The sequence below is a fragment of the Chelatococcus reniformis genome, assembly GCF_014640075.1.
GTDB classification, from domain to species: Bacteria; Pseudomonadota; Alphaproteobacteria; order Rhizobiales; family Beijerinckiaceae; genus Camelimonas; species Camelimonas reniformis.
The window spans coordinates 432-23,737 of the sequence record NZ_BMGG01000011.1 but is presented as its reverse complement, the minus strand read 5'-3'; the positions used below and the strand labels follow the sequence as shown (position 1 = coordinate 23,737).

Below are 23,306 nucleotides of genomic sequence, written 5' to 3'. Positions count from 1 at the left end.
CCCCCAAGCCAACAGGAGGATTCCATGAACCTCGATACCGTCAAGGCGCGGCAACTCGCGCCCCTCACCACGCCCAACGGCCTCCCGGACGCCGCGATCAGGGACATCTCGGCGGCGCTGACGACGCTGCTTGCCGACGTCTTCACCCTTTACCTGAAGACCAAGAACTTTCACTGGCACATGTCGGGGCCGCACTTCCGCGACTACCACCTGATGCTCGACGATCAGAGCGAGCAGATCTTCGCCATGACCGACGACGTCGCCGAGCGCGCTCGCAAGATCGGCGGCATGACCTTGAGGTCCCTCGGCCAGGCGGCACGGCTCAGCCGGCTCGATGACAACGACGCCGACTATGTTACGCCCGAGGACATGCTGGCCGAACTGCGCGACGACAACCTCCGGCTCGTGGGGTTCCTGCGCGCCACGCATACCCTGTGCGACGACTACGGCGACGTCGCCACCGCAAGCCTGATCGAGAACTGGATCGACGCAGGCGAGCGCCGCGCCTGGTTCCTGTTCGAAAGCGGTCGCCGCGAGACGAGGCGCTGATGCCTCGCCCGGCCGATGTGTCGACGCGGCGGCCGGGCCGCTGCCCTGTCCTGCCCTGAGGAGCTGTCCATGAGCCCGACCCAGCTTTCGTTTCGCTACCGCCTGGAGCAGCAGGAGCCGCGCCTCGGCCCCGGCGGCGTCACACGCGGCGCATCCGTGCGGCAGTTCCCCGCCAGCCGCGGGATCGCCGGGGTCTCCATGCGGCTCTCGCCCGGCGCGATGCGGGAGATGCATTGGCACGCCAACGCGGCCGAATGGGCCTACGTCATCGACGGCTACTGCCGCACCACCATCCTGCATCCGGACGGCGGGTCGGCCACCGACACCTTCGGGCCCGGCGACGTCTGGTATTTTCCGCGCGGGTGGGGCCACGCCATCCAGGGCATCGGGCCGGGCGAATGCCATTTCATCCTCATTTTCGACAACGGCGATTTCTCCGAAGACCACACCTTCAGCGTGACCGACTGGCTGTCGCGCACGCCGGCGGCCGTCGTCGCCCAGAGCCTTGGTCTGAGTGCCGCCGAGGTGGCGCAGCTGCCGCGCAGCGAGGCCTATTTCGCCCAAGGCTCGGTGCCGGACGGCCGCTCCTTCGATGCGGCGCCTCGGCGGACACCGGAACTCGTGACCGCTCACCGCTATCCGTTGCTCGCCCAGCAGCCGCGGCGGGTGCCCGGTGGCGGCACCCAGCGCACTGTGACCGTCGCGGAGTTCCCCATCTCGACCACCATGGCCGGGTCACTGCTGGAGATCGAGCCGGGCGCCATGCGCGAGCTGCACTGGCACCCGAATGCCGACGAGTGGCAGTACTACATCGAAGGTTCGGCCGAGATGGCCGTCTTCCTGGCGGAAGGACAGGTGGTGACGGAGCAGTTCGAAGCCGGCGACGCGGGCTACGCCCCGATGGGCGCGGGCCACTACATCCGCAACACCGGCAGTGGCATGCTGCGTGTCCTCGTGGGCTTCAACAGCGGGCATTACCAGGCCAACGACCTGTCCGCCTGGCTCGCCGCCAACCCGGTCGACATCCTGGCCGCCAACCTCCGCGTGTCGCGCGAGACCGCGGCGCGCCTGTCCCATCGCCCGCAGTTCTTCGTCTCCCGCTGACAAGGCCGCCGGTCAGGAGGCGCTGTAGTGCGCCTGCAGCGCGGCCTGGCCGACCTTGGGCAGGTTGATCGTCGCCCTCAGCCCGCGCGCCTGGTTGACGAGGGACACGTCGCCTCCGTGATGGCGGGCGATGGTGCGGGCGATCGACAGGCCGAGGCCAATGCCGCCGGTCTCGCGGTTGCGCGATTGCTCCAGGCGGTAGAACGGGGCGAAGACGCGGCCCATGGCGGCTTCCGGAATACCCGGCCCGTCGTCGTCCACCACGATGTCGATGCTGTCGGCGTCGCCCTTGAGGCTGACGCGGGCGCGCTCGCCGTAGCGCACCGCGTTCTCGATGAGGTTGCGCGCCGCTCGCCTCAGCCCGTCCGGCCGGCAGCGATAGGTGACCGCCGGGCCCTCCACGAAGGTCACGTCGCGGCCGAGCTCGGCCAGGTCGTCGCAGAGGCTCTCGATCAGGGCGCCGAGATCCACCGTCCGCGTCGTCTCCGCCGTCGCTTCTTCCCGCGCGAAGGCCAGCGCAGCCTCGGTCATGGTCTCGATCTCGCTGATGGTCTTCAGCATCTTGTCCTGGATCTCCAGGTCGGTGACGAATTCGGTGCGCAGCCGCAGCGAGGTCAGCGGGGTTCTGAGGTCATGGCCGATTGCCGCCAGCATGCGGGTGCGGTCGGCGACGAAGCGCTGCAGACGCGCCTGCATGCGGTTGAATGCCTCCGCCGTCTGGCGGATGTCGTCGGGGCCGGACTCGGGCAGCGGGGCCACGCTCTCGCCCCGGCCCAGCGCCTCGGCAGCCACCGCCAGGCGCCGCATGGGCCGCGCGATGCCGCGCGCGACGATGAGGGCGATCAACGACAGCACGACCGCGGTGATGGCGAGCGAGACGGCCGATTGCGACGTCCAGATGGAATTGGGCACCGACTTGGCGAAGGCGGCGTTCAGCCAGGTGCCGTTCTCCAGGCTGACGGCGAGGCCCATGCCGTAGGCGTCGTCGAGATTGAGGAACTTGGCCGGACGCGTCAGCGGCCATTTGCTGGGCGGCAGCGTGACCCACGACAGGGGGGCTGCGACGGCCGAGGCGGTGAGCCCAGGCGGCGGCTGCGCCGCCGCCTGCTCGAGCTCGTCGGCCGGCGGCTTGCGGTGCGGCCTGATCAGGTTGGGCAGCGGCTTGGCCAGTTGCGTCCAGGCTTCCCGGCGCCAGGCATCCGCCTCGCGCGGCTCCTCAGCAGACAGCCAGAAGCGGGTATAGTTGGTGCCGCTGGCACCGAGGATGCCGTCGTGGATGGCGGCCGGCGTCGCCTCCACCAGGCGGGCCAGGGAGGCGGTGCGGCTGAAGAACTCGCTCTTCGCCGCGGCGCGTAGCGCCTGGCCGCGCTCGTCCCACGACATCAGGAGGCCGATGCCCTGCGACAATGCCAGCGCGATCAGCATGAAGCAGATGAACTGCGCCGCGAGGCTGCGATGCCAGAGCCGCTTCATGCCTGCTCGACGTCAGCCGTGAAGCTGTAGCCGCCCCCCCAGTGGGTCTTGATCAGTGCCGGTGTCTTGGGATCGAGCTCGATCTTCTTGCGCAGGCGGCTCACCTGGTTGTCGATGCTCCTGTCGAAGCTTTCGGCCGCGCGCCCCACCGTCAGGTCCAGCAACTGGTCGCGGCTCAGCACCAGCCCGGCGTGATCCAGGAACGCCTTGAGCAGCCGGTACTCCGCGGTGCTCAGCGGGATGGCGACCCCGTCCTCCCCGGCGATCTCGCGGCGGCCGACGTTGAGCACCCAGCGGTCGAAGCGCACCACCTTGGCCTTCAGCCCGTCGCGCTGCGGCGGCAGGCTGTGGACGCGGCGGAGCACGGCCTTGATGCGCGCCAGCAACTCGCGCGGATTGAACGGCTTGGTGAGATAATCGTCGGCACCGAGCTCGAGCCCGACGATGCGGTCGGTCTCCTCGGCCATGGCCGTGAGAAAGATGATCGGCAAATTGGTGTTGCCGCGCAGCTGCCGGCACACGGAGAGGCCGTCCTCGCCAGGCATCATCACGTCGAGCACGATCAGGTCCGGCGCGCCGCGCTCGAGAATGCGCCGCAGCGTCGCGCCGCTGTCGGCGACGCTGATGCGGTAGCCATGCTGGGCCAGGTATTTGCCGACGAGGTCGCGAATGTCGCGGTGATCGTCGACGACGACGATATGCGGTGCGGATTCCATACAGTGCGCTCCAGCATCCGAGCATAACGCAGGATCAGTTTAGGACCGCTCGAAAAAGTGTAACCAACTGTGGCACCGGCGAGGCGCCGCCGGCTGCGGCGCGCGGGACGCAACCCCTTGACCCGGAAGGGGATCGGCCGGGCGGGAGGGGCTCCGGCAGGCGGCCCACAGCCCGGCACAGTTCTGCGACAGCCCCCGCTCATGATCATGTTCGCACACCGGCCCTGCCCGACGACGGGCGGGGCACCGGCGGCCGGGAGGGGCGCGGCGGCCGACCTGATCGACACGAGGAGTCCTGCATGGTTCAGCAGACGGTCGCTCTGCTCGTGGTCATGGCGCTCGCCGGCGCCTCGTCCGAATCCGTGGCGCAAGCCGCGCCCGACGGCGAACAGCTCTTCCGCTCCCGCTGTGGCTCCTGCCACGCGCTCGAGCCCGGCCCGGGCCGCATCGGGCCGCCACTTGCCGGCGTCTTCGGCCGCAAGGCGGCCGTCGTCGAGGGTGCGCGCTACTCCGCCGCCATGCGCGGCTCGCAACTGACGTGGGATGAGCAGACCCTCGAAAGCTATCTCGCCAACCCGCGCCAGGCGGTTCCCGGCACCACCATGACCGTCGGTCTCGCCGACGCCGGCCAGCGTCAGGCCGTCATCGCCTATCTGCGCGGCCTTCCGAGCGCCCACTAGAGCGTTCTTGAGCGAAGTGGACGCCGGTTCGCGTGAAGAAAACGCGGCAAATCAAATAGATAGAGCATTCCGGCGATTCGAGGAAACGCCGGAATGTTCGAGGACCCGCCCCGGACGAAAGGACATCGCCATGGCTCGATTGACCATCAATGCCGCGGTGCGCGAGGTCGACGCCGACCCCGACACGCCGCTCCTGTGGGTCCTGCGCGAGCAGGTGGGGCTCACGGGCACCAAGTACGGTTGCGGCATCGCCGCCTGCGGCGCCTGCACGGTGCACATCGACGGCGTGGCGACGCGCGCCTGCGCCCTGCCGATCAGCGCGCTGGGGCCGGAGCAGGCCATCGTGACCATCGAGGGGCTGTCGCCCGACGGCTCGCATCCGCTCCAGCAGGCGTGGCTCGCGCTCGACGTGCCGCAATGCGGCTACTGCCAGGCCGGCATGCTGATGGCGGCGGCGTCCCTGCTGGCGCAGAACCCCAGCCCCACGGACGCCGACATCGACGCCGAGATCACCAACATCTGCCGATGCGGCACCTACAACCGGGTGCGGGCCGCCATCAAGCAGGCCGCCGCCGGCGGCGCGGCGCAGCGCGGTTGAGGAGGCAAGCCATGACGGTCCACACCGCACTGTCCCGGCGCAGTTTCATCGTCGGGTCCGCCGCCGCCGGCGGCCTGTCGCTCGGCCTGCGCCTGCCGCTCACGGCCGAGGCCGCCGCCGCCGCGCGGCAGCCGGAGGTCAACGCCTGGGTGGTGGTCAAGCCCGACGACACCGTAGTGATCCGCATCGCCCGCTCGGAGATGGGGCAGGGCGCCTTGACCGGGCTCGCCCAACTGGTCGCCGAGGAGCTCCAGTGCGACTGGTCCAAGGTCACCACGGAATACCCGACCCCCGGCGAGAACCTCGCCCGTGACCGCGTCTGGGGCAGCTTCTCGACCGGCGGCAGCCGCGGCATCCGGGAGTCCCACGACTACGTGCGCAAAGGGGGCGCGGCGGCCCGCCAGATGCTCGTCGCCGCGGCCGCCGAGCAATGGGGCGTGCCGGCGGCCGAATGCACGGCGGCCAAGAGCGTGATCACCCACGCCGCGAGCGGCCGCTCCACCACCTACGGCCGGGTCGCGGAGGCGGCGGCCCGCCAGCCGGTGCCCACGGATGTCCCGCTCAGGGATCCCAAGGATTGGACCATCGCCGGCCAGCCGCTGCCGCGGCTCGACACGGCCGACAAGCTCACCGGCAAGCAGGTCTACGGCACCGATCTGACCATGCCCGGCCTGCTCAATGCGGCGATCAAGGCCTGCCCGGTCTTCGGCGGCCGGCTGGCCAGCTTCGACGCCGCGGCCGTGGCCAAGATGCCGGGCGTGCGCAAGGTGGTGAAGGTCGACGACACGGCGGTGGCGGTCGTCGCCGACACCTGGTGGCGGGCCAAGACCGCCCTCGACGCCCTGCCGATCGTCTGGGACGAGGGACCCAACACGGACGTCTCCAGCGCCTCCATCGCCGACACCCTGCGCAAGGGCTTCGATGCGGACGACGCCTTCGTCGGCACCGCGGCCGGGGATGCCAAGACGGCGCTCGCAGCGGCCGGCGCAAGGATCGTCACGGCGGACTACGCCTACCCCTACCAGAACCACGCCACCATGGAGCCGATGAACGCGACAGCGCTCTTTACGCCGCGGCGGTGCGAGGTGTGGGTGCCGACCCAGAACGGCGAGGCCAGCCTCGCCGCCGCGGCGGAGGCCGCCGGCCTGCCGATCGGCCGGTGCGAGGTCCACAAGATCCACCTGGGCGGCGGTTTCGGCCGGCGCGGCAACTTTCAGGACTACGTGCGCCAGGCGGTGAGCATCGCCAAGGAGCTGCCCGGCACGCCGGTCAAGCTGATCTGGTCGCGCGAGGAGGACATGCTGCACGGGGCCTACCACCCGACGACCCAGTGCAGGATGACCGGCGCGCTCGACGCGCAGGGCAACCTGACGGCGCTGCACATGCGCATCTCCGGCCAGTCGATCCTGGCCGCGGTGCGCCCCGAAGGCATGCAGGGCGGTAAGGACCCGGTGGTGTTCCAGGGCCTCAACGGGGGCGGCGCCGAGGGCGCCTTCGCCTACACGGTGCCCGACCTGCTGATCGACCATGCGATGCGCAATCCGCCCGTTCCGCCGGGCTTCTGGCGCGGCGTCAACCTCAACCAGAACACCTTCTACGTCGAGAGCTTCATGGACGAGCTCGCCCATGCCGCCGGCCAGGATCCGCTCGCCTTCCGGCGCAAGCTGATGGCCAGGCACCCCCGGCACCTGGCGGTGCTCGAGGCGGTCGCCGAGCGCATCGGCTGGCAGACCAAGCCGCCAGAGGGCGTGCATCGCGGCCTCGCCCAGATCATGGGTTTCGGCAGCTATGTCGCGGCCGCGGCCGAGGTGTCAGTGACAGGCGGAAAGCTGAAGATCCACCGCATCGTCGCCGCCACCGACGCCGGTCACGTGGTCAACCCCGCCCAGGTCGAGCGGCAGGTGGAAGGCTCGTTCGTCTACGGCCTCTCGGCTGCCCTCCACGGGGAGTGCACGGTGAAGGGCGGCCGCATGGAGCAGGAGAATTTCGACAGCTACGACGTGCTCCGCCTGGCGGAGATGCCGGCGGTCGAGACCATCATCATGCCGAGTGGCGGCTTCTGGGGCGGCGTCGGCGAGCCGACGATCGCGGTCGCCGCGCCGGCCGTGCTCAACGCCGTCTTCGCCGCCACCGGCAAGCGCATCCGCGACCTGCCGCTCAAGAATCACAAGCTGGCGTGAGCGGGCGGACGCATCGCACCGGGGTGGCGGCCCGCGCCTCCCGGCGCGGCCTGGCCGTGGCTGCCCTGCTGTGGGCGGCGGTGCCGGCGCTGGCCCGCACGGCGCATCCGGGGGATGCGGCCGCCTGTGGCGGATGCCATGCGCCGGCATCGGCCGGCGAGGTTCCGGACTTGCGCGGGCGGCCGCCGGCCGAGGTCGTCGCGGCCATGCGGGCCTTCCGCAGCGGCGAGCGGCCGGCCACCGTGATGGACCGTATCGCCAAGGGCTATTCGGATGAAGAAATTCGCGCCATTGCCGCATGGGTCACGGCTCCGCCGGGCGAGGCTGAGCGCCCAACCCAGCCGTAGGACAGTGCTGTCGGGGCTGGCCGCGGCCGGTGCCGGGGTGCTGGCCGCACCGCATGTGCGCGCCCAGGCGGGTGCCCGCATCGTCGTCGTCGGCGGCGGCTTCGCCGGCGCCAGCTGCGCCCGCGCGCTGGGGCGCGAGGCCGGCAACCTCGCGGTGACGCTGGTCGAACCGAACGCGCGCTACACGGCCTGTCCGTTCAGCAACGCGGTGATCGCCGGCTTGCGCGAGATGGACGGGCAGAATTTCGGCTACGAGGCCTTGCGCCGGACGGGAGTCGACGTGGTGACGGCGCGCGTCGTGGCCGTCGATGCGGAGACGCGACGTGTGCGCCTGGAGGACGGTGCGAGCCTGGACTACGCGAGGCTGGTGCTGGCGCCCGGCATCGACCTCGATCTCGGCGCCATCCCGGGCTACGACGCCGCCGCGGCCGCCGTGCTGCCCCACGCCTGGAAGGCCGGCGAGCAGACGCTGCTGCTGCGCCGTCAGTTGGAGGCCATGGCGGACGGCGGCCTCGTCGTCATCGCTGCACCCGCCAACCCCTTCCGCTGTCCGCCGGGGCCCTACGAGCGGGCGAGCCTGATCGCCTATTATCTCAAGGCGCGCAAGCCGCGCTCGAAGCTGATCATCCTGGACGCCAAGGACGCCTTCTCCAAGCAGCGGCTGTTCGAGGCGGCATGGACGGAGCTCTATGGCGGCCTGATCGAATGGGTGCCGCTCTCGGGCGGCGGGCGCCTCACCGCTGTGGATGCGGCGACGCGGACATTGACCACCGAATTCGGCAGCCATCGCGCCGCCGTCGCCAACGTGATCCCGCCACAGCGCGCCGCCGCCGTCGCCGTCGCCGCCGGCGTCGCCGACCGGACCGGCTGGTGCCCCATCGATCCCGTCACCTTCGAGTCGCGCCTGCGGCCGGGCATCCATGTCATCGGCGATGCCGCCATTGCCGGCGCCATGCCCAAGTCCGCCTTCGCGGCCGACGCCCAGGCGAAGGCCTGCGCCCGCGCGGTCGCGGCCCTGGTGCGGGGGCGCGAGCCGGACGAGCCCAAGCTGATCAACACGTGCTACAGTCTGGTGGCGCCGGATTACGGGATCTCCATCGCCGGGGTCTACCAGCCCCGCGGCGGCCTGCTCGCCGAGGTCGAGGGGGCGGGCGGGGTGAGCCCTATCAAGGCCCCGCCGTCCTTTCGGGCGGTCGAGGCGACCTATGCCATGGCATGGTTCCGCACGATCACCGACGGCATCTTCGGATGAGAAAGCGGCCGTTTGCGACCCTGGCGCTGATCGTGGGGATGGGCCAGGCCCAGGCCGACGACGCGCTGGCGCCGTTCGAGGTCGTCGGCGATGCGATCGCACGGCCGCTCACGGGCGCCGCCGGCGATGCGGGCCGCGGCGAGCGGTTGCTGCTGGACCGGCGCCGGAGCCTGTGCCTGCTCTGCCATTCGGGACCGGTCGCCGAGCCCCATGCCCAGGGCACGCTGGCGCCGGGCCTGGGCGGTGTCGGCAGCCGCCTGAGCCAGGGCCAGATCCGGCTGCGCATCGTCGACATGAAGCGACTCGATCCGGCCACCATCATGCCCTCGAACCACCGCATCGATGGCCTCGAACGGGTCGCCGCGCCGTACCGCGGCCAGCCGGTGCTGACCGCCGGAGAGATCGAGGACATCGTCGCGCTCCTCGTCACGCTGAAGGAGTGAGCCATGCTTCACGAGGTCCGGGCGCAGCCCTCCATCGGCCCGCTGCGGCGCCGGGAGGTGCTGTTCGCCGGCGCCCTCTGCATCTTCGGTGTGGCGCTGCCGCGCGCCGCCCTGGCGCGTCCCTCGCTCGAGGACGCCATTCGTTCGTTCACCGGCGGGGCCGCCATCCAGGCGGGGCGCGTGCGCCTCGCCATTCCGCCGCTGGTGGAGAACGGCAATACAGTGGGCGTCACGGTGGCGGTGGACAGCCCGATGACCGGCGCCGACCACGTCACGCGCATCGGGCTGTTCAACGAGAAGAACCCGCAGGCCGAGGTCGCCGTCTTCCGGCTCTGGCCGCGGGCGGGGCGGGCGCAGGTGTCGACGCGCATTCGCCTGGCCACGTCGCAGGCGGTCGCTGCCGTCGTCGAGATGAGCGACGGCAGCTTCTGGTCGAGCGACGCCAGCGTGATCGTGACGCTCGCCGCCTGCATCGAGGACCTGTCGTGAGTCGGGCGCTCGTCAGCGTCCCGACGACGGCGCGCCGCGGCGAGGTCATCGAGATCCGCGCCATGGCGGCCCATCTCATGGAGACGGGGCACCGCACCGACGCGACGGGAACGACGATCCCCCGCAACATCATTCACCGCTTCGTCTGCACCTACGACGGCGATGAGATCTTCTCGGCCGTGCTGTTTCCGGCGATCGCGGCCAATCCGTTCCTGGCGTTCACGACCACCGCGACGACGAGCGGCGTCATCGCCTTTTCCTGGTTCGGCGACGACGGCAGCGTGCAGCAGGCCACGGCCGAGATCACGGTGACGTGATGAGGCGACGGTGGCCGAGGCCCGCCATCGATATGGCGTTCGTCTTGGCGCTCGTCCTAGCACTCCCGTGCGCCGGGGAGGCGGCAGCGGCGGACAGGCGCTCCGGCTCCGACTTCATGGCGCCCGAGACCCGGGCCATGCAGGCGGACGACATGAGCAATCCAGCCATGCTGTGGGTCGCCGACGGCGAACAGTCATGGCACCGGCCCGAGGGCGCGGCCGGGCGCGCCTGCGCCACCTGCCACGGCGATGCGACCCGGAGCATGCGAGGCGTGGCGGCCCGCTATCCCGCCTTCGCCGAGGCCACGGGCCGCCCCGTCGACCTCTCCGGCCGCATCAACCTTTGCCGCCGGACGCATCAGCCGGCGCCGCCATTCGCGTCGGAGAGCCGCGAGCTGCTGGCCCTGACGGCCTACGTTGCCTACCAGTCCCGCGGCATGCCCATCGCCCCGCCACAGGACCCGCGGCTCGACCCGTTCCGGGCTAACGGCGGCGCATTGTACGAGCGTCGCATCGGCCAGCTCGACCTGTCCTGCGCCGCCTGCCACGACGCCCGCTGGGGACAGCAGCTGGGCGGCAGCGTCATCCCTCAGGCCCATCCCACCGCCTACCCCCTCTACCGGCTGGAATGGCAGTCGGTGGGCTCCCTGCAGCGACGGCTGCGCAACTGCATGGTCGGCGTGCGGGCGGAGCCCTATGCGTTCGGCGCTCCCGAACTGGTGGACCTGGAGCTCTTCCTGATGGGGCGGGCCGGCGGCATGGCCCTGGAGACGCCGGGCGTACGGCCGTGAGGCCCGCCGGCCGCGACACTTTTCGACAAACTGGGGGTGGCGGCGGCACAGTTCTGCGACGGAGGCGGGCTAGCGTCGGGCGATAGTGGCGCTGTGCATGCGGTGGAACCACCCGGGAGCACAAGAAGCGCTTCAGATTGACAGGATCATGAGCGCTTCTGCGCTGCTGGATGATCCCAGCCCAGGGCGAGATGCTCAACCGCGATGGAGATTGCCATGAGCCCCGCGAGCCGGCGACCCGACGATCGAGACGTGCCGCTGCATCTGGAGGATCCGCTGCGACGCGACGAGACGGTCTTTACCACTTGGCGCGAGCCCACCGAGCGCCTGGCCCTGGCTCGCTCGAGGGGCGTCTTCGATGCGGCCGTGATCGGCAGCGTGCTGATCATTTTCGCGATCGGCGCCATCGCAGGCCCATCGCCGATCGGCGGCGCGAGCGTGCGCCACACGCTCGCGGAACTCGAGGCGACGGCGGAGATGCCGGCGCCGCCGTTGCACGCCCGTGGTGCCACGACGATTGCCCAGCCCCAGGACGGACAATGCGGCATCGCCGCGCGACTGCGGACGGCCGTGGCTCAGGTTTCGGCGCGGATCTACGGCCAGCTCTGACGCCGCCCGATGCGACGCGACGAGCGCCTCGGCCGCTGGCGCCGGTGGACACGCCGGTCGGTACGGCGCGCGCGAGGCGCGCGCCACCCGCTGGGCTCGCAACGGCTTGCACGGTGGCGAGCGATGCGCGCTCGGGAGCTGGACTGCGGCGCCCGAGGCGCCGCGGCCGCCGGCAAGGAACGGCCTTGCGCCGGGAAGCTCAGGCGCCGGCGTGTCGGAAAAGCCGCGATCGCGCCGGCCCTCCGGCGCCGGCGCCGGCGGGCCGGCATTCCTTTGAAGCGCCGCCACCGATCGGGCCGGGCAGTTGAACGCGGCGGGGGCTCGGTGAGGGGGAGTGTACGCTCCGCGACCCGTTCTCCGCCTGATCGAATATAGACGATATAAAAAGGTGGAATAGACGTACATATCAATCGATATGTCGCGTAATGTGCCTAGTATTATCTATATCGTCCGGGCGATGAATAAGATGTCTGCTTCTGATTGACCTATTTAAGCTTTAGGCGGCTCGAGCGTTTGGCGCGATTCCTGCGGACGAGGCGGCTCATCGGCGCGTGTGCGGGCCAGCAACGGCGGCGCGGGCTGGGCCGGCCATGCCGCCCCGCGAGGCGGGAGGCGCGATGGGACCACGCGCTGAAGCGTGGGGCTCTTGTTGCCAGGGGCTGCAGATAGCCCACAGGCACGAGGTGACGCGGCGCGCGACGAGCGTCGACCGGTTGCGTTCTCCACGAGCAAAGCTGGCTCGCGATTCGATGGCGGCGCCGACTCGGGTGTTTCCGCCGGAATTCCGTTGTGTTAGAGGCTGGCCGCCGGCGGCATGCGGCCAGCCGGCTGTGCAGGCAGCGTTGTCGTCGCTTGGCAAACACGCGAGGGCCGGCGTTTGGGCCGTTGACGTGGGCGATGCCGGTCGGCCTCAATCCTGGGTTAAGCTATAACCCGAGGTTAACCAATAGGTGGGCAACAGTTGGCGCGCCTCATTGGGGGCGGCGTATGGCACGCCGGCAGGCGCGAGGCGATCGGGTCATTTCTGCCGGCTCGCCGTTGGGCGGCAGCACGGCTGCGACGTGCTTCGCCTTGGGGTGGATTTGGGAGTCACGCACACGCTATGCGACGTGCTGTCTCAGGATCGTCGTCGGCCGGCGCTAGCTATTGCCGCCCGCACGAGCCGACGGGTCGGTCGAGTGCGGCCTGTGCCCCCAAATGTCAGGACGGTAGGGTGAGGGCGCTCTGTTTCGATACCAGTCGATGGACGTGTAATGGCTGAAGGCAAAGGTTCGGTTCATCACCCGCAGGTGTCGCCAACGGCTCCGTTCGTCACCGGCCCGGTTTCGGTCGGAGCGCAGACTGTGCTCTACCACACGGGCTATGACGAGGTGAGGCGCTCCGCGGCGAGCCTGGCGCGCTCGGCGGAGCTCGGCATGGCGAGCGGCGCGTTGACCTCCGTGGCCTTTCATCTGGGCGACAGTTCGTCATTGCCCTGCCTCTCGGACGCGGAGGTCGCCTCCCTCCAGGAGGAGTTCGGGCGCGTGCTGAAGGTCACCTATCGCTCGTTCGGCGCCAATCGCGGGTCGGCTGGTGGCCAGAACGACCTTGCGGCGATCAATGCCGCCGATCTCCTCTTCATCCAGAACCCGGACGTCATCGCCTCGCCGCGCATGCTGGAGACCCTGATCGAGCCTCTTAAGACGGCGGGGGTGGGAATAGCCGAGGCCAAGCAGCTCCCGGTTGAGCATCCCAAGGATTATGACCCGAAGACCGGGGAGACATCCTGGGCCATGGGTGCCTGTTTGCTGATTCCGGCGCGCTTGTTCAAGTCGATCAACGGGTTCGACGCCGATTCATTTTTCATGTACTGCGATGACGTCGACCTATCCTGGCGCACCAAGCTGGCTGGGTTCAAGGTGATCCACCACCCGGCGGCCGTCGTCTTTCATGACAAGCGGCTGTCGGCTGATGCAAAATGGATGCCGAGTGCCGCCGAGCGCTACTATTCGGCGGAGGCCGCTCTGTTCATGGCTCACAAGTGGTCGAAAGCCGGCGTGCTCCAGCGGCTGCTGGAGCAGTTCTCCCTCAGTCCCCACGAGGACCACCAGAAAGCGTATTCCGTCTTCATGAGCCGCCGCGAGGCCGATCAGCTTCCCGCTCCTTTGGACCCGGGCCACGAGGTCGGGCAGTTCGTCGGCGACATGTATGCTCACCACAGGTTCGCGCTACTATGAATCGAGTGGCTCCCAAGTCCGACTATGCCCTCGACGCGAACAGTGTCTCGGGCCATGCCCTGGAGTTGCTGGCGCGAAAGGTCGCGGGGCAGCCGGGGATGCTGCATCTGGACGTCGGCTGCGGCGATGGGCACATGGCCGAGCCCCTCACATCTTTGCTCGGGCTGCACTATGTCGGCATCGACCGCGATAACCAGGCTCTGCGGAGCCTGACGGAGCGCGGCTTCGAGACCCATGGGCTGGCTTTCTCGGACGAGGGGCAGATCTACGAGGGCCTCCGCCATATCGTCGGTGAGCGAGCCGTCGGCTCGATCACGGTGCTCGACACGATCGAGCGGCTGACCAACGCCGATGCTCTTCTCCGAGCCGTCTCGCAACTGGCGAGACTGCACAATTGCTACGTCGTGGTCAGCTCGGCCAACGTCGCCCACGGCGATGTCGGGCGCAAGCTTGCGTTCGGCCTGTGGGATTACACCGAGGGCGGCATTCTTGACCGCGGCCATGTCAGGCTGTTCGACAACCGCGGCCTCGGCACCACGCTGGCGGCAGCGGGGCTGCACGAGATCGACCGGCACGATGTGCAGACGGGGCAGAGCGAACAGAATTTTCCGGCGAGCCATCCGGCGCTGGCATCGGGGACAGAGCTGCATGCGCTGCTGCATCAGCTGCGCCTCGGGGCCGACCCGTTCACCTATGTGAGCCGCTTCGTCCGGCTGTGTGTGCCGGGCCCGGCCGTACTGGCCACGATTGACCCCGCGCGAGAGGGGGAGGGTGCGCCGGCGCGCCCCTTCCTGAGCATCATCATGCGGACGCAGGGTACGCGCCTTCACACCTTCATCGAGGCTCTGACCTGCCTTTCGGCGCAGACCGATCCCGACTTCGAACTTCTCGTGCTGGGCCATAAGCTCGATCGCGAGCGACAACTCGATGTCGAGCGCGTCATCGCCGATACCGCTGACCGGCTGCGGCAGCAGATCCGCTATATCGCCGTGGACACGGGCAACCGGACGCATCCCCTGAATGTCGGCTTCGAGGAGGCAAGGGGCGAGTACATCGCGATTCTCGACGACGACGATGCGCCTCTGGCCCATTGGGTTGAGACCTTCAAGAAGCTGGCCCGGCAGACGCCGGGGAAGGTGCTGCGCTGCGCCTGCGTTCGTCAGAACGTCCGCAACGTCGACATCCGCGGGCAGCGGTCCCTGCGCGCGGAGGGGGGCTTCGAGCGCTATCCGGCAAGCTTCGATTTCCTGGCGCATCTGCGCGGCAATCAATCGCCGCCCATCGGCCTGGCGTTCCCGCGGGGGCCGTTCCACTCCTTCGGCATCCGCTTCGACGAGAGCCTGACCACCACCGAGGACTGGGATTTCCTGATGCGGACGGCGGCCGTCGTCGGGGTTGCCTCCGCCGGGGAGGTGACTGGTATCTACCGCTGGTGGACGAAAGACGAGAGCTCCCGGACCGACCATCCTCAGAGCGAGTGGGACAGCAACTACCAGCGAATCCTGACCAAGCTCGATCAGGCCCACATCGTGCTGCCGCGCGGTGCGGTGCCGCGCATTCGCTACCTCGTCGATTTCTGCGAGACCCAATCGCGCGGCGGCGGCGACGGCCTGCCGCCGGATGTCCAGCGCGAGCTCGACCGGCTGCGTCTCATCGAGCAGAGCACCTCGTGGCGCATCATGGCGCTGCCGCGCCGCCTCGTCTCCCGGATCCGACGCCAGATTCGCTTTCGCGTCATACGGCGTTGATCGAGTGGACCTGGGCGTTGCCCGGGCCTGGCGTCCAGCCGCCGGTCCGCCTCGTACATGCGCTGCGGCGCCGGCGTTTGGGCGGATGGACTTGGCCCAGTGCCTTGAGTGGGCTGCGCCTCACACACAGACTGCTTTCGCCCCGCCCGCAAGCGCTCGACCTGGCATTTGACAAAAGTGTCCGAGCCCGCATCATCGTCAGACGAATAATGTGATCACGGATCGGAGCGGCCGCGTCCGGAGCGTTTCGTGAACGGGGGGCTGGAGCATTTCCCGATTGGATGGGATCATCCGATCTTGCAGAAATGCTCCAGCTTTAGCTCCCGCTCGCACAAGCGCTCTGGGAGTTGGAGCACCTCATCGGACCGGATGCCTATCCGATCACGACGGGCTCCGATGCTCGCGATCTGGGCTGGAGGAAGCTGCGATGATCGACTGTCGCCGGACCGCTCCGGGTAGCACGCGCCCGGACCGCTGCTGCCGCTGGCTTTTCCCTTTCGCCAACGAGCAGGAACTGGACGGTATATGATGGCCCGCAACAAGCCCGACCACGAAGTCATCGTCCTTGGTGCCGGCGTGACCGGCATCTACCAGATCAAGCGTCTGGCCGACCTCGGTATCGATGCGATCGTCCTCGAAGCCGGCGGCGACCTCGGCGGAACCTGGTATTGGAATCGCTACCCCGGTGCCCGCTTCGATTCGGAGAGCTATACCTATGGGTATTCGTTCTCCAGAGATCTGCTCGACGAATGGCACTGGAAAGAACGGTTCTCGGGCCAGCCGGAAAATCTGCGCTATCTGAACTACGTCGCCGACAAGTTCGATCTGCGCAAGTATATGCAGTTCAACTGCACCGTCGAGGCCATGCGCTTTCGCGAGGCCGACAACCTGTGGCAGCTGACCCTCGGCGACGGGCGGGTGCTGACGAGCCGCTTCGTCGTCATGGGTCTGGGCCTGCTGTCGGCCCCGACGCTGCCGCGTCTGGAGGGCATGGAGAGCTTCAAGGGCCTCTCGTTCCATACCTACCACTGGCCGCAGGAGCCGGTGGAGATGGCCGGCAAGCGCGTCGCCGTAATCGGCACCGGGGCCACGGGCATCCAGGTCATCGGGGAGATTGCCGACAAGGTCGCCGAGCTCACCGTCTTCCAGCGCCGGCCCAATTGGTCCGCACCGCTGAACAACGGGCCGATCTCCGAGACGGAGATGGCCGATATCCGCTCCCGCTACGACGACATCTTCGCCACCTGCGCACGCACGCCCGGCGGCTTCGAGCACGAGCCGGACCGGCGCGGCTTCTACGACGTCTCCCGCGAGGAGCGGCTGGCGCTGTGGGACCAGCTCTACGACATGCCGGGGTTCGCCATCTGGCTGCGCAATTTCCGCGAGATCTTCACGGACGAGGCGGCCAACGCCGAGCTCTCCGAATACATCGCCGACCGCATCCGCCGCTGCGTGAAGGATCCGGCGGTCGCCGAGAAGCTCATTCCCCGCGATCACGGCTTCGGCGTGCAGCGGGTGCCGATGGAGACGGGCTATTTCGAAGCCTACAACCGCGACAACGTGCATCTGGTGGATATCAGCGAGACGCCGATCGAGCGGGTCACCGAAACCGGGTTGCGCACGACCGAGCGCGACTATGACTTCGACATCATCGTCTATGCCACCGGCTTCGACGCCATTACCGGCGCCTACGATCGGATCGATATCGAGGGCATCGGTGGAGTGAAGCTGCGCGATGCATGGGCCGACGGGCCGTCGACGTTTCTCGGTATGCTCGTGCACGGCTTCCCGAACCTGCTCATGCCCGGCGGTCCCCAGAGCGGATCGGCGTCGACGAACTATCCGCGTGGCATCGAGACCGGCGTCAACTGGTGCACGGCGGTGCTTGAGCACATGTGGGAGCATGGCTACGTTCGCGCCGAACCCACGCTCGAGGCGCAGGAGCGCTGGACGACGCATGTGACCAACATGTACGCGATGATGCTCATGCGGAAGGCCAAGTCCTGGTTCACGGGATACAATTCGAATGTCCCGGGCCATGAGCACGGCAAGGTCCGCTACCTCGTCTACAATGGCGGCTCGCCCAAATACGTGTCCAGGATCAGCGATGTGGCGGCGAAAGGCTACGAGGGTGTCGTCTTCGATTCCGCCCGACGTTCCGCCGAGGGGGACGCCAACACGCGCGCCCAGGCGGCGACACATGCCGTGTGAGTATCAACTGCCGGCTCGACTTTAACGGCAGCGGCCGCTCCAACGCGAGAGCGGCCTTCTGATTGAGCCGGCGCGGTGCCAGTCTCGGGCGCTGGCGTCAGTACCCGCGTGCGCTCTGGCGCGCGTCCTGCGGATCGCCGCACCCGGCGCAGACTTGCGTTGCACGAGGGTGGGCTGGCCTCGACTCAGTTGGTAGCGTAAATTCCGCTGGGGAGGGCAACGGAAGGTACGGTATGAAACTGTTGGCGCTACTGGTTGCGGTCGCAGCGATTGCACTCATCCTCGTCATCGGCCTTTCGCACGAGCTGGCCATCGAAATGGCGATGGAGCGGGGCTAGAGCACTCGCTGATCGAGTGGATTCCCGCGACCGAATAGGCTGGCGCCGCGCGGAGGGCTTGGTGGCTCCCGACCGATCGCATTGGTCTAGCCGATCGGGACATGCTGCATGAGATCCACGCTTTTGCCGGCCGCGGCCGCGGGATCGTTGCGCGCGAAGACAAGATGAGATGAGCGTCCCGCGGCGCGGCCGAATATCCCGCGAACGAGGGCTCTACGGATGCGCTCCCCGACGACAAACAGACGCTGCTCGTATCAAGTCTCGCCGCCTTTCAGGAGCCTGGCGATTTCGTGGTCGACGATCGGCGGTTCTGCCGTGGTGAGCGCAGCCAGCATCCACGTGATCGCGCCCCCCCGGCATTGGCATCGTCCGGCAGCAGGCCCGCATGCCCCCCAAGCTATGAAGCATGATCGCTCCCGACCCGGCCCAGGACTGGTCGATCTCCGGGGCGCCAGCTTTCGGTTGCGCGCTCTGTCGGTCGATTGCCCCTCTGCGTGCGCCGGCCCCGCCCGAGAACGCGCGAAAGCCCCGCGGCTTGGGCTGCGGGGCTTTGCTCGATGTTGATTGGTGATCGGAAAGAGTTGGTTGCGGGGCCCGCAACACCAAAGACTTCCGGCACTGGGGATCCGCGTTTGTTCCCGCTGAGGGTAGGAGGGATCGCTGCAAGCACATCCCTCGAAAGGGCCCGATAGCGTAGGCGAAAGCACCGGCCACACCCGGGCGCCTAACCGGATTTGGTGTTGACCTTGCCTCTCGCCAACTCTGTCAAGAGATCGTCGGTCTTCTTCTCCTCAGCCAGCGTTGCATCCAGAAGCTTGGCAGCCTCCGGGTTCCCTAGCTGCTCCGCCCACGTGCGCAGCGTACCATATCGAGAGATCTCATAATGCTCGACGGCTTGGGCCGCGGCAAGAAGGCCGGCATCAAGGGCGGGGCTGCCCTTGAAGTCCTCGATGACCTCCTTCGATTCCTCGATAATGCCGACAATCGCGTCGCAGGTTTTTCCGCGTGCCGCCTTCCCAATCGTTTCGAAGACGTCTTCCAAACGTGCCACCTGCTGTTCCGTCTCATCGCGGTGCGTAAGGAAGGCTTGCTTTAGCTCCGCAGTTTGTGCCGCTTTTGCCATTCGAGGCAACGCCCGAAGTATCTGCTTTTCGGCGTAGTAGATGTCTTTGAGGGTTTCGTGAAACAGATCGTCCAATGACTTCTGAGACTCAGCCATACTCACCTCCGGTGAATTAATCGAATGGAAAGACGTATCCTCGCTTCTTTGTTCCGCGCATAGGTGTCTCCAGATAGGTCCTATCGGTGGCGGTCCGTCGCACGATCCAAGGATGATCTAGCCATACGCTCCTTTGGACGCCTCTGTTCAGTTCGTGCTTCAGCGCTTTGGCGATTTGCGCCGGGGTGATCGAGACGCCACCTGCCTCTCGTACGCAGCGGCAGGATCGCTGCCGGGGAGCTTGTCCGCTGTCTCCCCGGCAGCGATTTCGCCTCGACCTCACTACGGCGACCGCCGAGGCCTCAACTCTTGATCTCTCCGCGAGCGTTCAAGCCCTCGTCCCTGCGGATCTGCCGGGCCAAGTGTGCCCGCTCGGCGACATAAGGACTGCTCTATCGCAACTTTAATCACCCGCGGGCACCCGGCCTTAAGATTGCTCGCGTTGGGCGCCCCCGTCGGGTCTGGCCCCAGCGAGCGCCGGCTTTTCGCCCAGCGGCTGCGAACGCGCATTGGTGAATTGCCCCGTCCATCCGGGGCCTGGCCCGAACTCCAACGCCTCTCCGGAATAGAGCCGTCGGCCATGTGGCCGAGGTAAACGTAGGAAAACTGCTGGTTCTCCTGATCTTGCGGGAAGCTATTGGGGATCGGCAAGGTTGCGGAGCAGGAGTCGCTGGCTGACGTTCTGCGGGTGGCCAACCCTGCGGCGACGTCGGCTCCGCCTGCCGGCCAACCTGATGAGCTGGGCGAGTTGGCCAAATACGCCGGGGCTGAGTCCGACGCGGCCTATGTCAGGCTTCAGCTCGACGGGCACAACAAGCTACTCGCCATTCAAGACGAGTACATCAAATCAGGTAAGAACCCGCCACACGTGGGAATTGCTAAGCTGGCCCGCGGACAGATCAAGGAACATATCGAGCTGCTCAACACCATAAAGCAGCAGGCCAAGGCCTAAGCATATTCGCTCGGTCATAGTGCAGGTGCGGTGAGGGCTCCGCGTTGAACGCGCCCACTCCTGAATGACGCAAGCCCAGGTCACCTCGCGGTGCCGGGGCCAAGGCCGCACTGGCATGAATCCTGCCGAGTAAGCCGCCTGGACCCGATTGCCAGGGTATCGCGTTATCCTCCCCCTTCGGCGTGACACATGGAGGAAAGATGGCCGAAAAACACCAAGTGGCGGCGCTACCGTACAAGGTTGCAGGGGGCCAAGTGTACGTTCTCTTGCTCACCTCGCGCGAGACCCGGCGTCCTGTGATCCCCAAGGGCTGGCCGATGAGAGCGCTCGCCGATCGCGACGCCGCCGCCAAAGAAGCCCACGAAGAGGCGGGCTTGCGCGGTCATATCGGGAAAGACCGCCATCGGGTCCTACCATTACTGGAAGCGGCGAGCCGACCACTTCGATCTCGTCCGCGTGGACAGCTATCCGCTGCACGTCAGCAAGCAATGCCGCAAGTGGCCGGAGAAGGGTCAGCGCATGTCAAGCTGGCTGCCCGCCGACGACGCTGCGCTGCTGGTCGACGAGCCGGCACTCGGCACCGGCATCCGCGACTTCGCGGAGCCGGTCAGACTGAGGAAGCCTCGGAGAACCCGTGCGAGGCATGACGAGTCTTCGGCCTGGCCTAGTCGCGGTCGGGCTTCTGCGGGAGGACCGCGCCAGTCCGCGGGTCGGCATGGAAATCGAGCCGCTGACCGCCTTTCAGACCCTCGCCCTCCCAGCGACCGTCATCCGCACCCAGCTCGCAGATTTCCGTTTACCCCGCCGCGGCGAGCTTCTGCTTGACCTGCTCAGCCGGCATCCAATCGGCGCCGGGAACGTCAGCCCAAGCCGCGCCTGCCGTTCCGAGGAGAAGCGCAATCGCCGTCGCGTACCGAGCCATCATGGCTTCACTTCACTCCCAGATTTTTGGAATTGAAGAAAGCGAGGTGCGATCCCCTTGGATCCCAAGCGCCGGAACGCAAAAGACCCCGCCGGCGCGAGCCAACGGGGCCAGTCATGGGAGGAAACGCCGATCAGGTGCGCCCCTCTCGGGGTTTCAGACGCGCAGGGGCGCGAAACAAATAGCCCCGACCGCGGGGAGCGGCCGGGCCCAACATTCGGAGTTGGGCAGCCGTGCTCGGATCAACGTGCCCTTGGCGCGCTGGTTCCCAGCTCACCGGCGACCCTCCACGCAAACGAGTCGCCGCACGGCTACGCTCGAACGCAATTGCTCGACCGGCGTTCATCACAGCACTATGGCAAGGAATATCGCGCTGGTGGCTGAGGACGAGCCGATCGTCCGAGCGGAGATCGCCGCAACCCTCGAGGATCTCGGTCTTGAGGTGAGAGACTTCAGCAATGCCGAACTCGCAATGGCTGAGCTCGGATCGCCCGGTCGCGCACAGGAAGTCTGCCTCCTCGTAACCGACGTGCATATGCCCGGCGGAGCTTTCACCGGGCTGTATCTTGCCCGCACGGTCGCCGAGCGCTGGCCGTGGATCTACGTCATTGTCGCATCCGGCTGGGTGGAGGGAGGCGAGCCCCTGCCGATGTCCGTGCGCTTCCTCCCGAAACCCTGGCATCCCGGTGAGATTGTTGCCGCCGTCGAGTGTGCCCGGGCCGGTAACTCGTAGGCCCTGGCCTTCCCAACCGCGGCCATCGCCCTACATACCTTTTATCGTCGGCATGGGGATTCCCGGGCGCCGGCGGCTGCGAGACCGAGCGTGCTCCCGCCTGATGGCCATGGAGCAGACGCCGTGCCAAACATCCAGCATATGCTCGACGAGCTCGAGGCCGACATCGCGGCCGGTGAGGTTCAACTGGTGCGACAGCGCGAGCTGATCGCCGATCTGGAAATGCGCGGTCAGAATCCAGCCTTCGCGAAGAGCATCGTCAAGGAGCTCAAGGCGATACAGGCCAAGCAGGTCGCCCTGCGCGACAAGCTGCGGGCGGAAGTGATCCGACGCGCATGGTTAGATCAGGACTTGCGTGCGGCCGAGAGCCGGCCCTCGAGCGAGCGGACGTAGCGCTCCTCCTGCTTCTCGATCCACCACTCGCCGATCTCGCGCATCTCGTCGTGCGCCTCGGCGACCGCTTCGTGCGGCGTATTGGCGGCGGCCCGGTGTGTGCCGCCAGGGCCTCGGCTAGCGCTCGGCCGCAACTGCTATGCGCCGGTTCTTCTCGGCCAAGCGCCAGGGCCCCGGCGCCGAGCTCCCGGATCGGGCGCGGCGCACAGGAACGGCTGTTCAGCCCGGCGAATCCTCCGAATTGAGGAGGGGGGGCTAGGCCAGCGGGCACATTGACGTCACCCGTCACCGAGCGGGGCGATGTCCGGCAGGGGTTCGGGAGGACGAGATGAAGCTGCTTATGGTTGTGGTCGCCGTGGCCGTGGCATCGCCGATGGGCGTGGCGTGGGCTCAATCGTCGAAGCAGGCGGCGTGTCGCGAGGAGGCGCAACGCTCGGTTATCCCGATGCGAAAGGGCGTCTGCCAGATGAACCCGGACACCTGCCGGGCGCATGCGAAGAAGGTGTTCGATGCTTGTATGGCGCGCTAAGCGGTGAGCAGCTTGGCGGCGCGGGTGAGATCGCCCCAGATCACACCGCCGGCTTGATCGGAGCGGTGATCGTCTCCGCCCTTGAGGACCGCTTAGCGACCCGCGCCATGACCTGCGCGAGCTCGAGATCGAGCGGGACGCGCTCGAGCAGGCGATAAGCGCAGCTCCTGAGGTGCAGAACGTCGTTCAATTTACGCCGGGGAATGTTGAGACCTATCGGCACCAGATCGCGGACCTAGGCGCGGCTCTGCGTTCGATCGACGACGATCGGACGCGGCAGGAGGTCTTCGGGACGGTGAGGGCGCTTGTCGACCGGATCGTCATCCGTCCGGGACAGCCCTACAAGCCGGTGACATCAAGGTCCATGGGCAACTGGCCCGCCTACTCTGTGCATCCGACGAGGCGGCGCCGCTGTCATCAGTTGCAGCTGCGCGGCCGGAGAACGCGCGAAAGCCCCGCGGCTTGGGCTGCGGGGCTTGCCTGATGCTGATTGGTGA

At 67.8% G+C, this 23,306-nt stretch carries 23 protein-coding genes; 19 read left to right on the top strand and 4 right to left on the bottom strand.

The genetic code is table 11. From position 1 onward, the window contains the following. Nucleotides 1-24 precede the first annotated feature (24 nt). Nucleotides 25-549 carry a Dps family protein gene (locus tag IEW34_RS26370; protein WP_188612231.1) on the top strand — a complete coding sequence of 175 codons (525 nt, stop codon included), beginning with the start codon at nucleotides 25-27 and terminating at the stop codon, nucleotides 547-549. A 69-nt stretch (nucleotides 550-618) separates the two neighbouring features. Continuing rightward, the gene (locus IEW34_RS26365; protein WP_188612230.1) at nucleotides 619-1,653 is read left to right on the top strand and encodes a cupin domain-containing protein; all 1,035 of its coding nucleotides are present in this window, start codon (nucleotides 619-621) and stop codon (nucleotides 1,651-1,653) included. A 12-nt stretch (nucleotides 1,654-1,665) separates the two neighbouring features. On the opposite strand, the gene IEW34_RS26360 is transcribed toward IEW34_RS26365, so the two are convergent. Beyond that, nucleotides 1,666-3,126: an ATP-binding protein gene (locus IEW34_RS26360; RefSeq protein ID WP_188612229.1), complete on the bottom strand. Its 1,461-nt coding sequence runs from the start codon at nucleotides 3,124-3,126 to the stop codon at nucleotides 1,666-1,668. Then, nucleotides 3,123-3,842, bottom strand: a complete 720-nt coding sequence (locus tag IEW34_RS26355) for a response regulator (RefSeq protein WP_188612228.1) — start codon at nucleotides 3,840-3,842, stop codon at nucleotides 3,123-3,125. Before IEW34_RS26355 ends, IEW34_RS26360 begins: the two co-directional genes overlap by 4 nt. Nucleotides 3,843-4,141: 299 nt before the next feature. Between IEW34_RS26355 and IEW34_RS26350 the strand changes: the two genes are divergently transcribed. From IEW34_RS26350 to IEW34_RS26290, 13 genes are all read left to right on the top strand, one after another. Continuing rightward, on the top strand, nucleotides 4,142-4,522 hold the full coding sequence (locus tag IEW34_RS26350) for a c-type cytochrome (RefSeq protein WP_188612227.1): 381 nt from the start codon (nucleotides 4,142-4,144) through the stop codon (nucleotides 4,520-4,522). A gap of 130 nt (nucleotides 4,523-4,652) precedes the next feature. Further along, complete coding sequence (locus tag IEW34_RS26345; RefSeq protein WP_188612226.1) at nucleotides 4,653-5,120, top strand: (2Fe-2S)-binding protein; 468 nt, start codon at nucleotides 4,653-4,655, stop codon at nucleotides 5,118-5,120. Between the two features lie 11 nt (nucleotides 5,121-5,131). Then, nucleotides 5,132-7,300, top strand: a complete 2,169-nt coding sequence (locus tag IEW34_RS26340) for a xanthine dehydrogenase family protein molybdopterin-binding subunit (protein ID WP_188612225.1) — start codon at nucleotides 5,132-5,134, stop codon at nucleotides 7,298-7,300. Next, on the top strand, nucleotides 7,297-7,647 hold the full coding sequence (locus IEW34_RS26335; RefSeq protein WP_244642238.1) for a c-type cytochrome: 351 nt from the start codon (nucleotides 7,297-7,299) through the stop codon (nucleotides 7,645-7,647). Before IEW34_RS26340 ends, IEW34_RS26335 begins: the two co-directional genes overlap by 4 nt. Nucleotides 7,648-7,651: 4 nt before the next feature. Beyond that, complete coding sequence (locus tag IEW34_RS26330) at nucleotides 7,652-8,899, top strand: NAD(P)/FAD-dependent oxidoreductase (RefSeq protein WP_373288328.1); 1,248 nt, start codon at nucleotides 7,652-7,654, stop codon at nucleotides 8,897-8,899. Then, complete coding sequence (locus IEW34_RS26325; protein WP_244642237.1) at nucleotides 8,896-9,342, top strand: cytochrome c family protein; 447 nt, start codon at nucleotides 8,896-8,898, stop codon at nucleotides 9,340-9,342. The genes IEW34_RS26330 and IEW34_RS26325 overlap by 4 nt, the downstream gene beginning before the upstream one ends. 3 nt (nucleotides 9,343-9,345) lie before the next feature. Next, nucleotides 9,346-9,831, top strand: coding sequence for a SoxY-related AACIE arm protein (locus IEW34_RS26320; RefSeq protein ID WP_188612223.1), 486 nt, complete (start codon nucleotides 9,346-9,348; stop codon nucleotides 9,829-9,831). Beyond that, nucleotides 9,828-10,148, top strand: coding sequence for a thiosulfate oxidation carrier complex protein SoxZ (gene soxZ, locus IEW34_RS26315; RefSeq protein ID WP_188612222.1), 321 nt, complete (start codon nucleotides 9,828-9,830; stop codon nucleotides 10,146-10,148). Before IEW34_RS26320 ends, soxZ begins: the two co-directional genes overlap by 4 nt. Further along, nucleotides 10,148-10,939, top strand: coding sequence for a sulfur oxidation c-type cytochrome SoxA (gene soxA / locus IEW34_RS26310; RefSeq protein ID WP_373288327.1), 792 nt, complete (start codon nucleotides 10,148-10,150; stop codon nucleotides 10,937-10,939). Before soxZ ends, soxA begins: the two co-directional genes overlap by 1 nt. A 216-nt stretch (nucleotides 10,940-11,155) precedes the next feature. Then, nucleotides 11,156-11,548, top strand: coding sequence for a hypothetical protein (locus IEW34_RS26305; RefSeq protein WP_188612220.1), 393 nt, complete (start codon nucleotides 11,156-11,158; stop codon nucleotides 11,546-11,548). 1,415 nt (nucleotides 11,549-12,963) lie between these two features. After that, the gene (locus IEW34_RS26300; protein ID WP_210324594.1) at nucleotides 12,964-13,764 is read left to right on the top strand and encodes a glycosyltransferase family protein; all 801 of its coding nucleotides are present in this window, start codon (nucleotides 12,964-12,966) and stop codon (nucleotides 13,762-13,764) included. Beyond that, nucleotides 13,761-15,512, top strand: a complete 1,752-nt coding sequence (locus IEW34_RS26295) for a methyltransferase domain-containing protein (RefSeq protein ID WP_188612219.1) — start codon at nucleotides 13,761-13,763, stop codon at nucleotides 15,510-15,512. The genes IEW34_RS26300 and IEW34_RS26295 overlap by 4 nt, the downstream gene beginning before the upstream one ends. Before the next feature lie 528 nt (nucleotides 15,513-16,040). Beyond that, nucleotides 16,041-17,723, top strand: a complete 1,683-nt coding sequence (locus IEW34_RS26290) for a flavin-containing monooxygenase (RefSeq protein ID WP_244642236.1) — start codon at nucleotides 16,041-16,043, stop codon at nucleotides 17,721-17,723. A 1,062-nt stretch (nucleotides 17,724-18,785) separates the two neighbouring features. On the opposite strand, the gene IEW34_RS26285 is transcribed toward IEW34_RS26290, so the two are convergent. Next, complete coding sequence (locus tag IEW34_RS26285; RefSeq protein ID WP_188612217.1) at nucleotides 18,786-19,280, bottom strand: YciE/YciF ferroxidase family protein; 495 nt, start codon at nucleotides 19,278-19,280, stop codon at nucleotides 18,786-18,788. Between the two features lie 637 nt (nucleotides 19,281-19,917). Between IEW34_RS26285 and IEW34_RS26280 the strand changes: the two genes are divergently transcribed. Beyond that, nucleotides 19,918-20,232 (top strand): DUF4142 domain-containing protein, encoded by a 315-nt coding sequence (locus IEW34_RS26280; protein ID WP_188612216.1) that lies wholly within the window; start codon nucleotides 19,918-19,920, stop codon nucleotides 20,230-20,232. Nucleotides 20,233-21,028: 796 nt separating this feature from the next. Here IEW34_RS26280 and IEW34_RS31070 read toward each other — a convergent pair. Continuing rightward, complete coding sequence (locus IEW34_RS31070; protein ID WP_308424401.1) at nucleotides 21,029-21,154, bottom strand: PepSY domain-containing protein; 126 nt, start codon at nucleotides 21,152-21,154, stop codon at nucleotides 21,029-21,031. A gap of 376 nt (nucleotides 21,155-21,530) precedes the next feature. Between IEW34_RS31070 and IEW34_RS26270 the strand changes: the two genes are divergently transcribed. The 3 genes from IEW34_RS26270 (at nucleotide 21,531) to IEW34_RS26260 (ending at nucleotide 22,809) form a co-directional block, all read left to right on the top strand. Beyond that, nucleotides 21,531-21,887, top strand: a complete 357-nt coding sequence (locus IEW34_RS26270) for a response regulator (RefSeq protein WP_188612215.1) — start codon at nucleotides 21,531-21,533, stop codon at nucleotides 21,885-21,887. A gap of 123 nt (nucleotides 21,888-22,010) precedes the next feature. Continuing rightward, nucleotides 22,011-22,280: a hypothetical protein gene (locus tag IEW34_RS26265; protein WP_188612214.1), complete on the top strand. Its 270-nt coding sequence runs from the start codon at nucleotides 22,011-22,013 to the stop codon at nucleotides 22,278-22,280. A gap of 328 nt (nucleotides 22,281-22,608) precedes the next feature. After that, the gene (locus IEW34_RS26260) at nucleotides 22,609-22,809 is read left to right on the top strand and encodes a hypothetical protein (protein ID WP_188612213.1); all 201 of its coding nucleotides are present in this window, start codon (nucleotides 22,609-22,611) and stop codon (nucleotides 22,807-22,809) included. Nucleotides 22,810-23,306 lie beyond the last annotated feature (497 nt).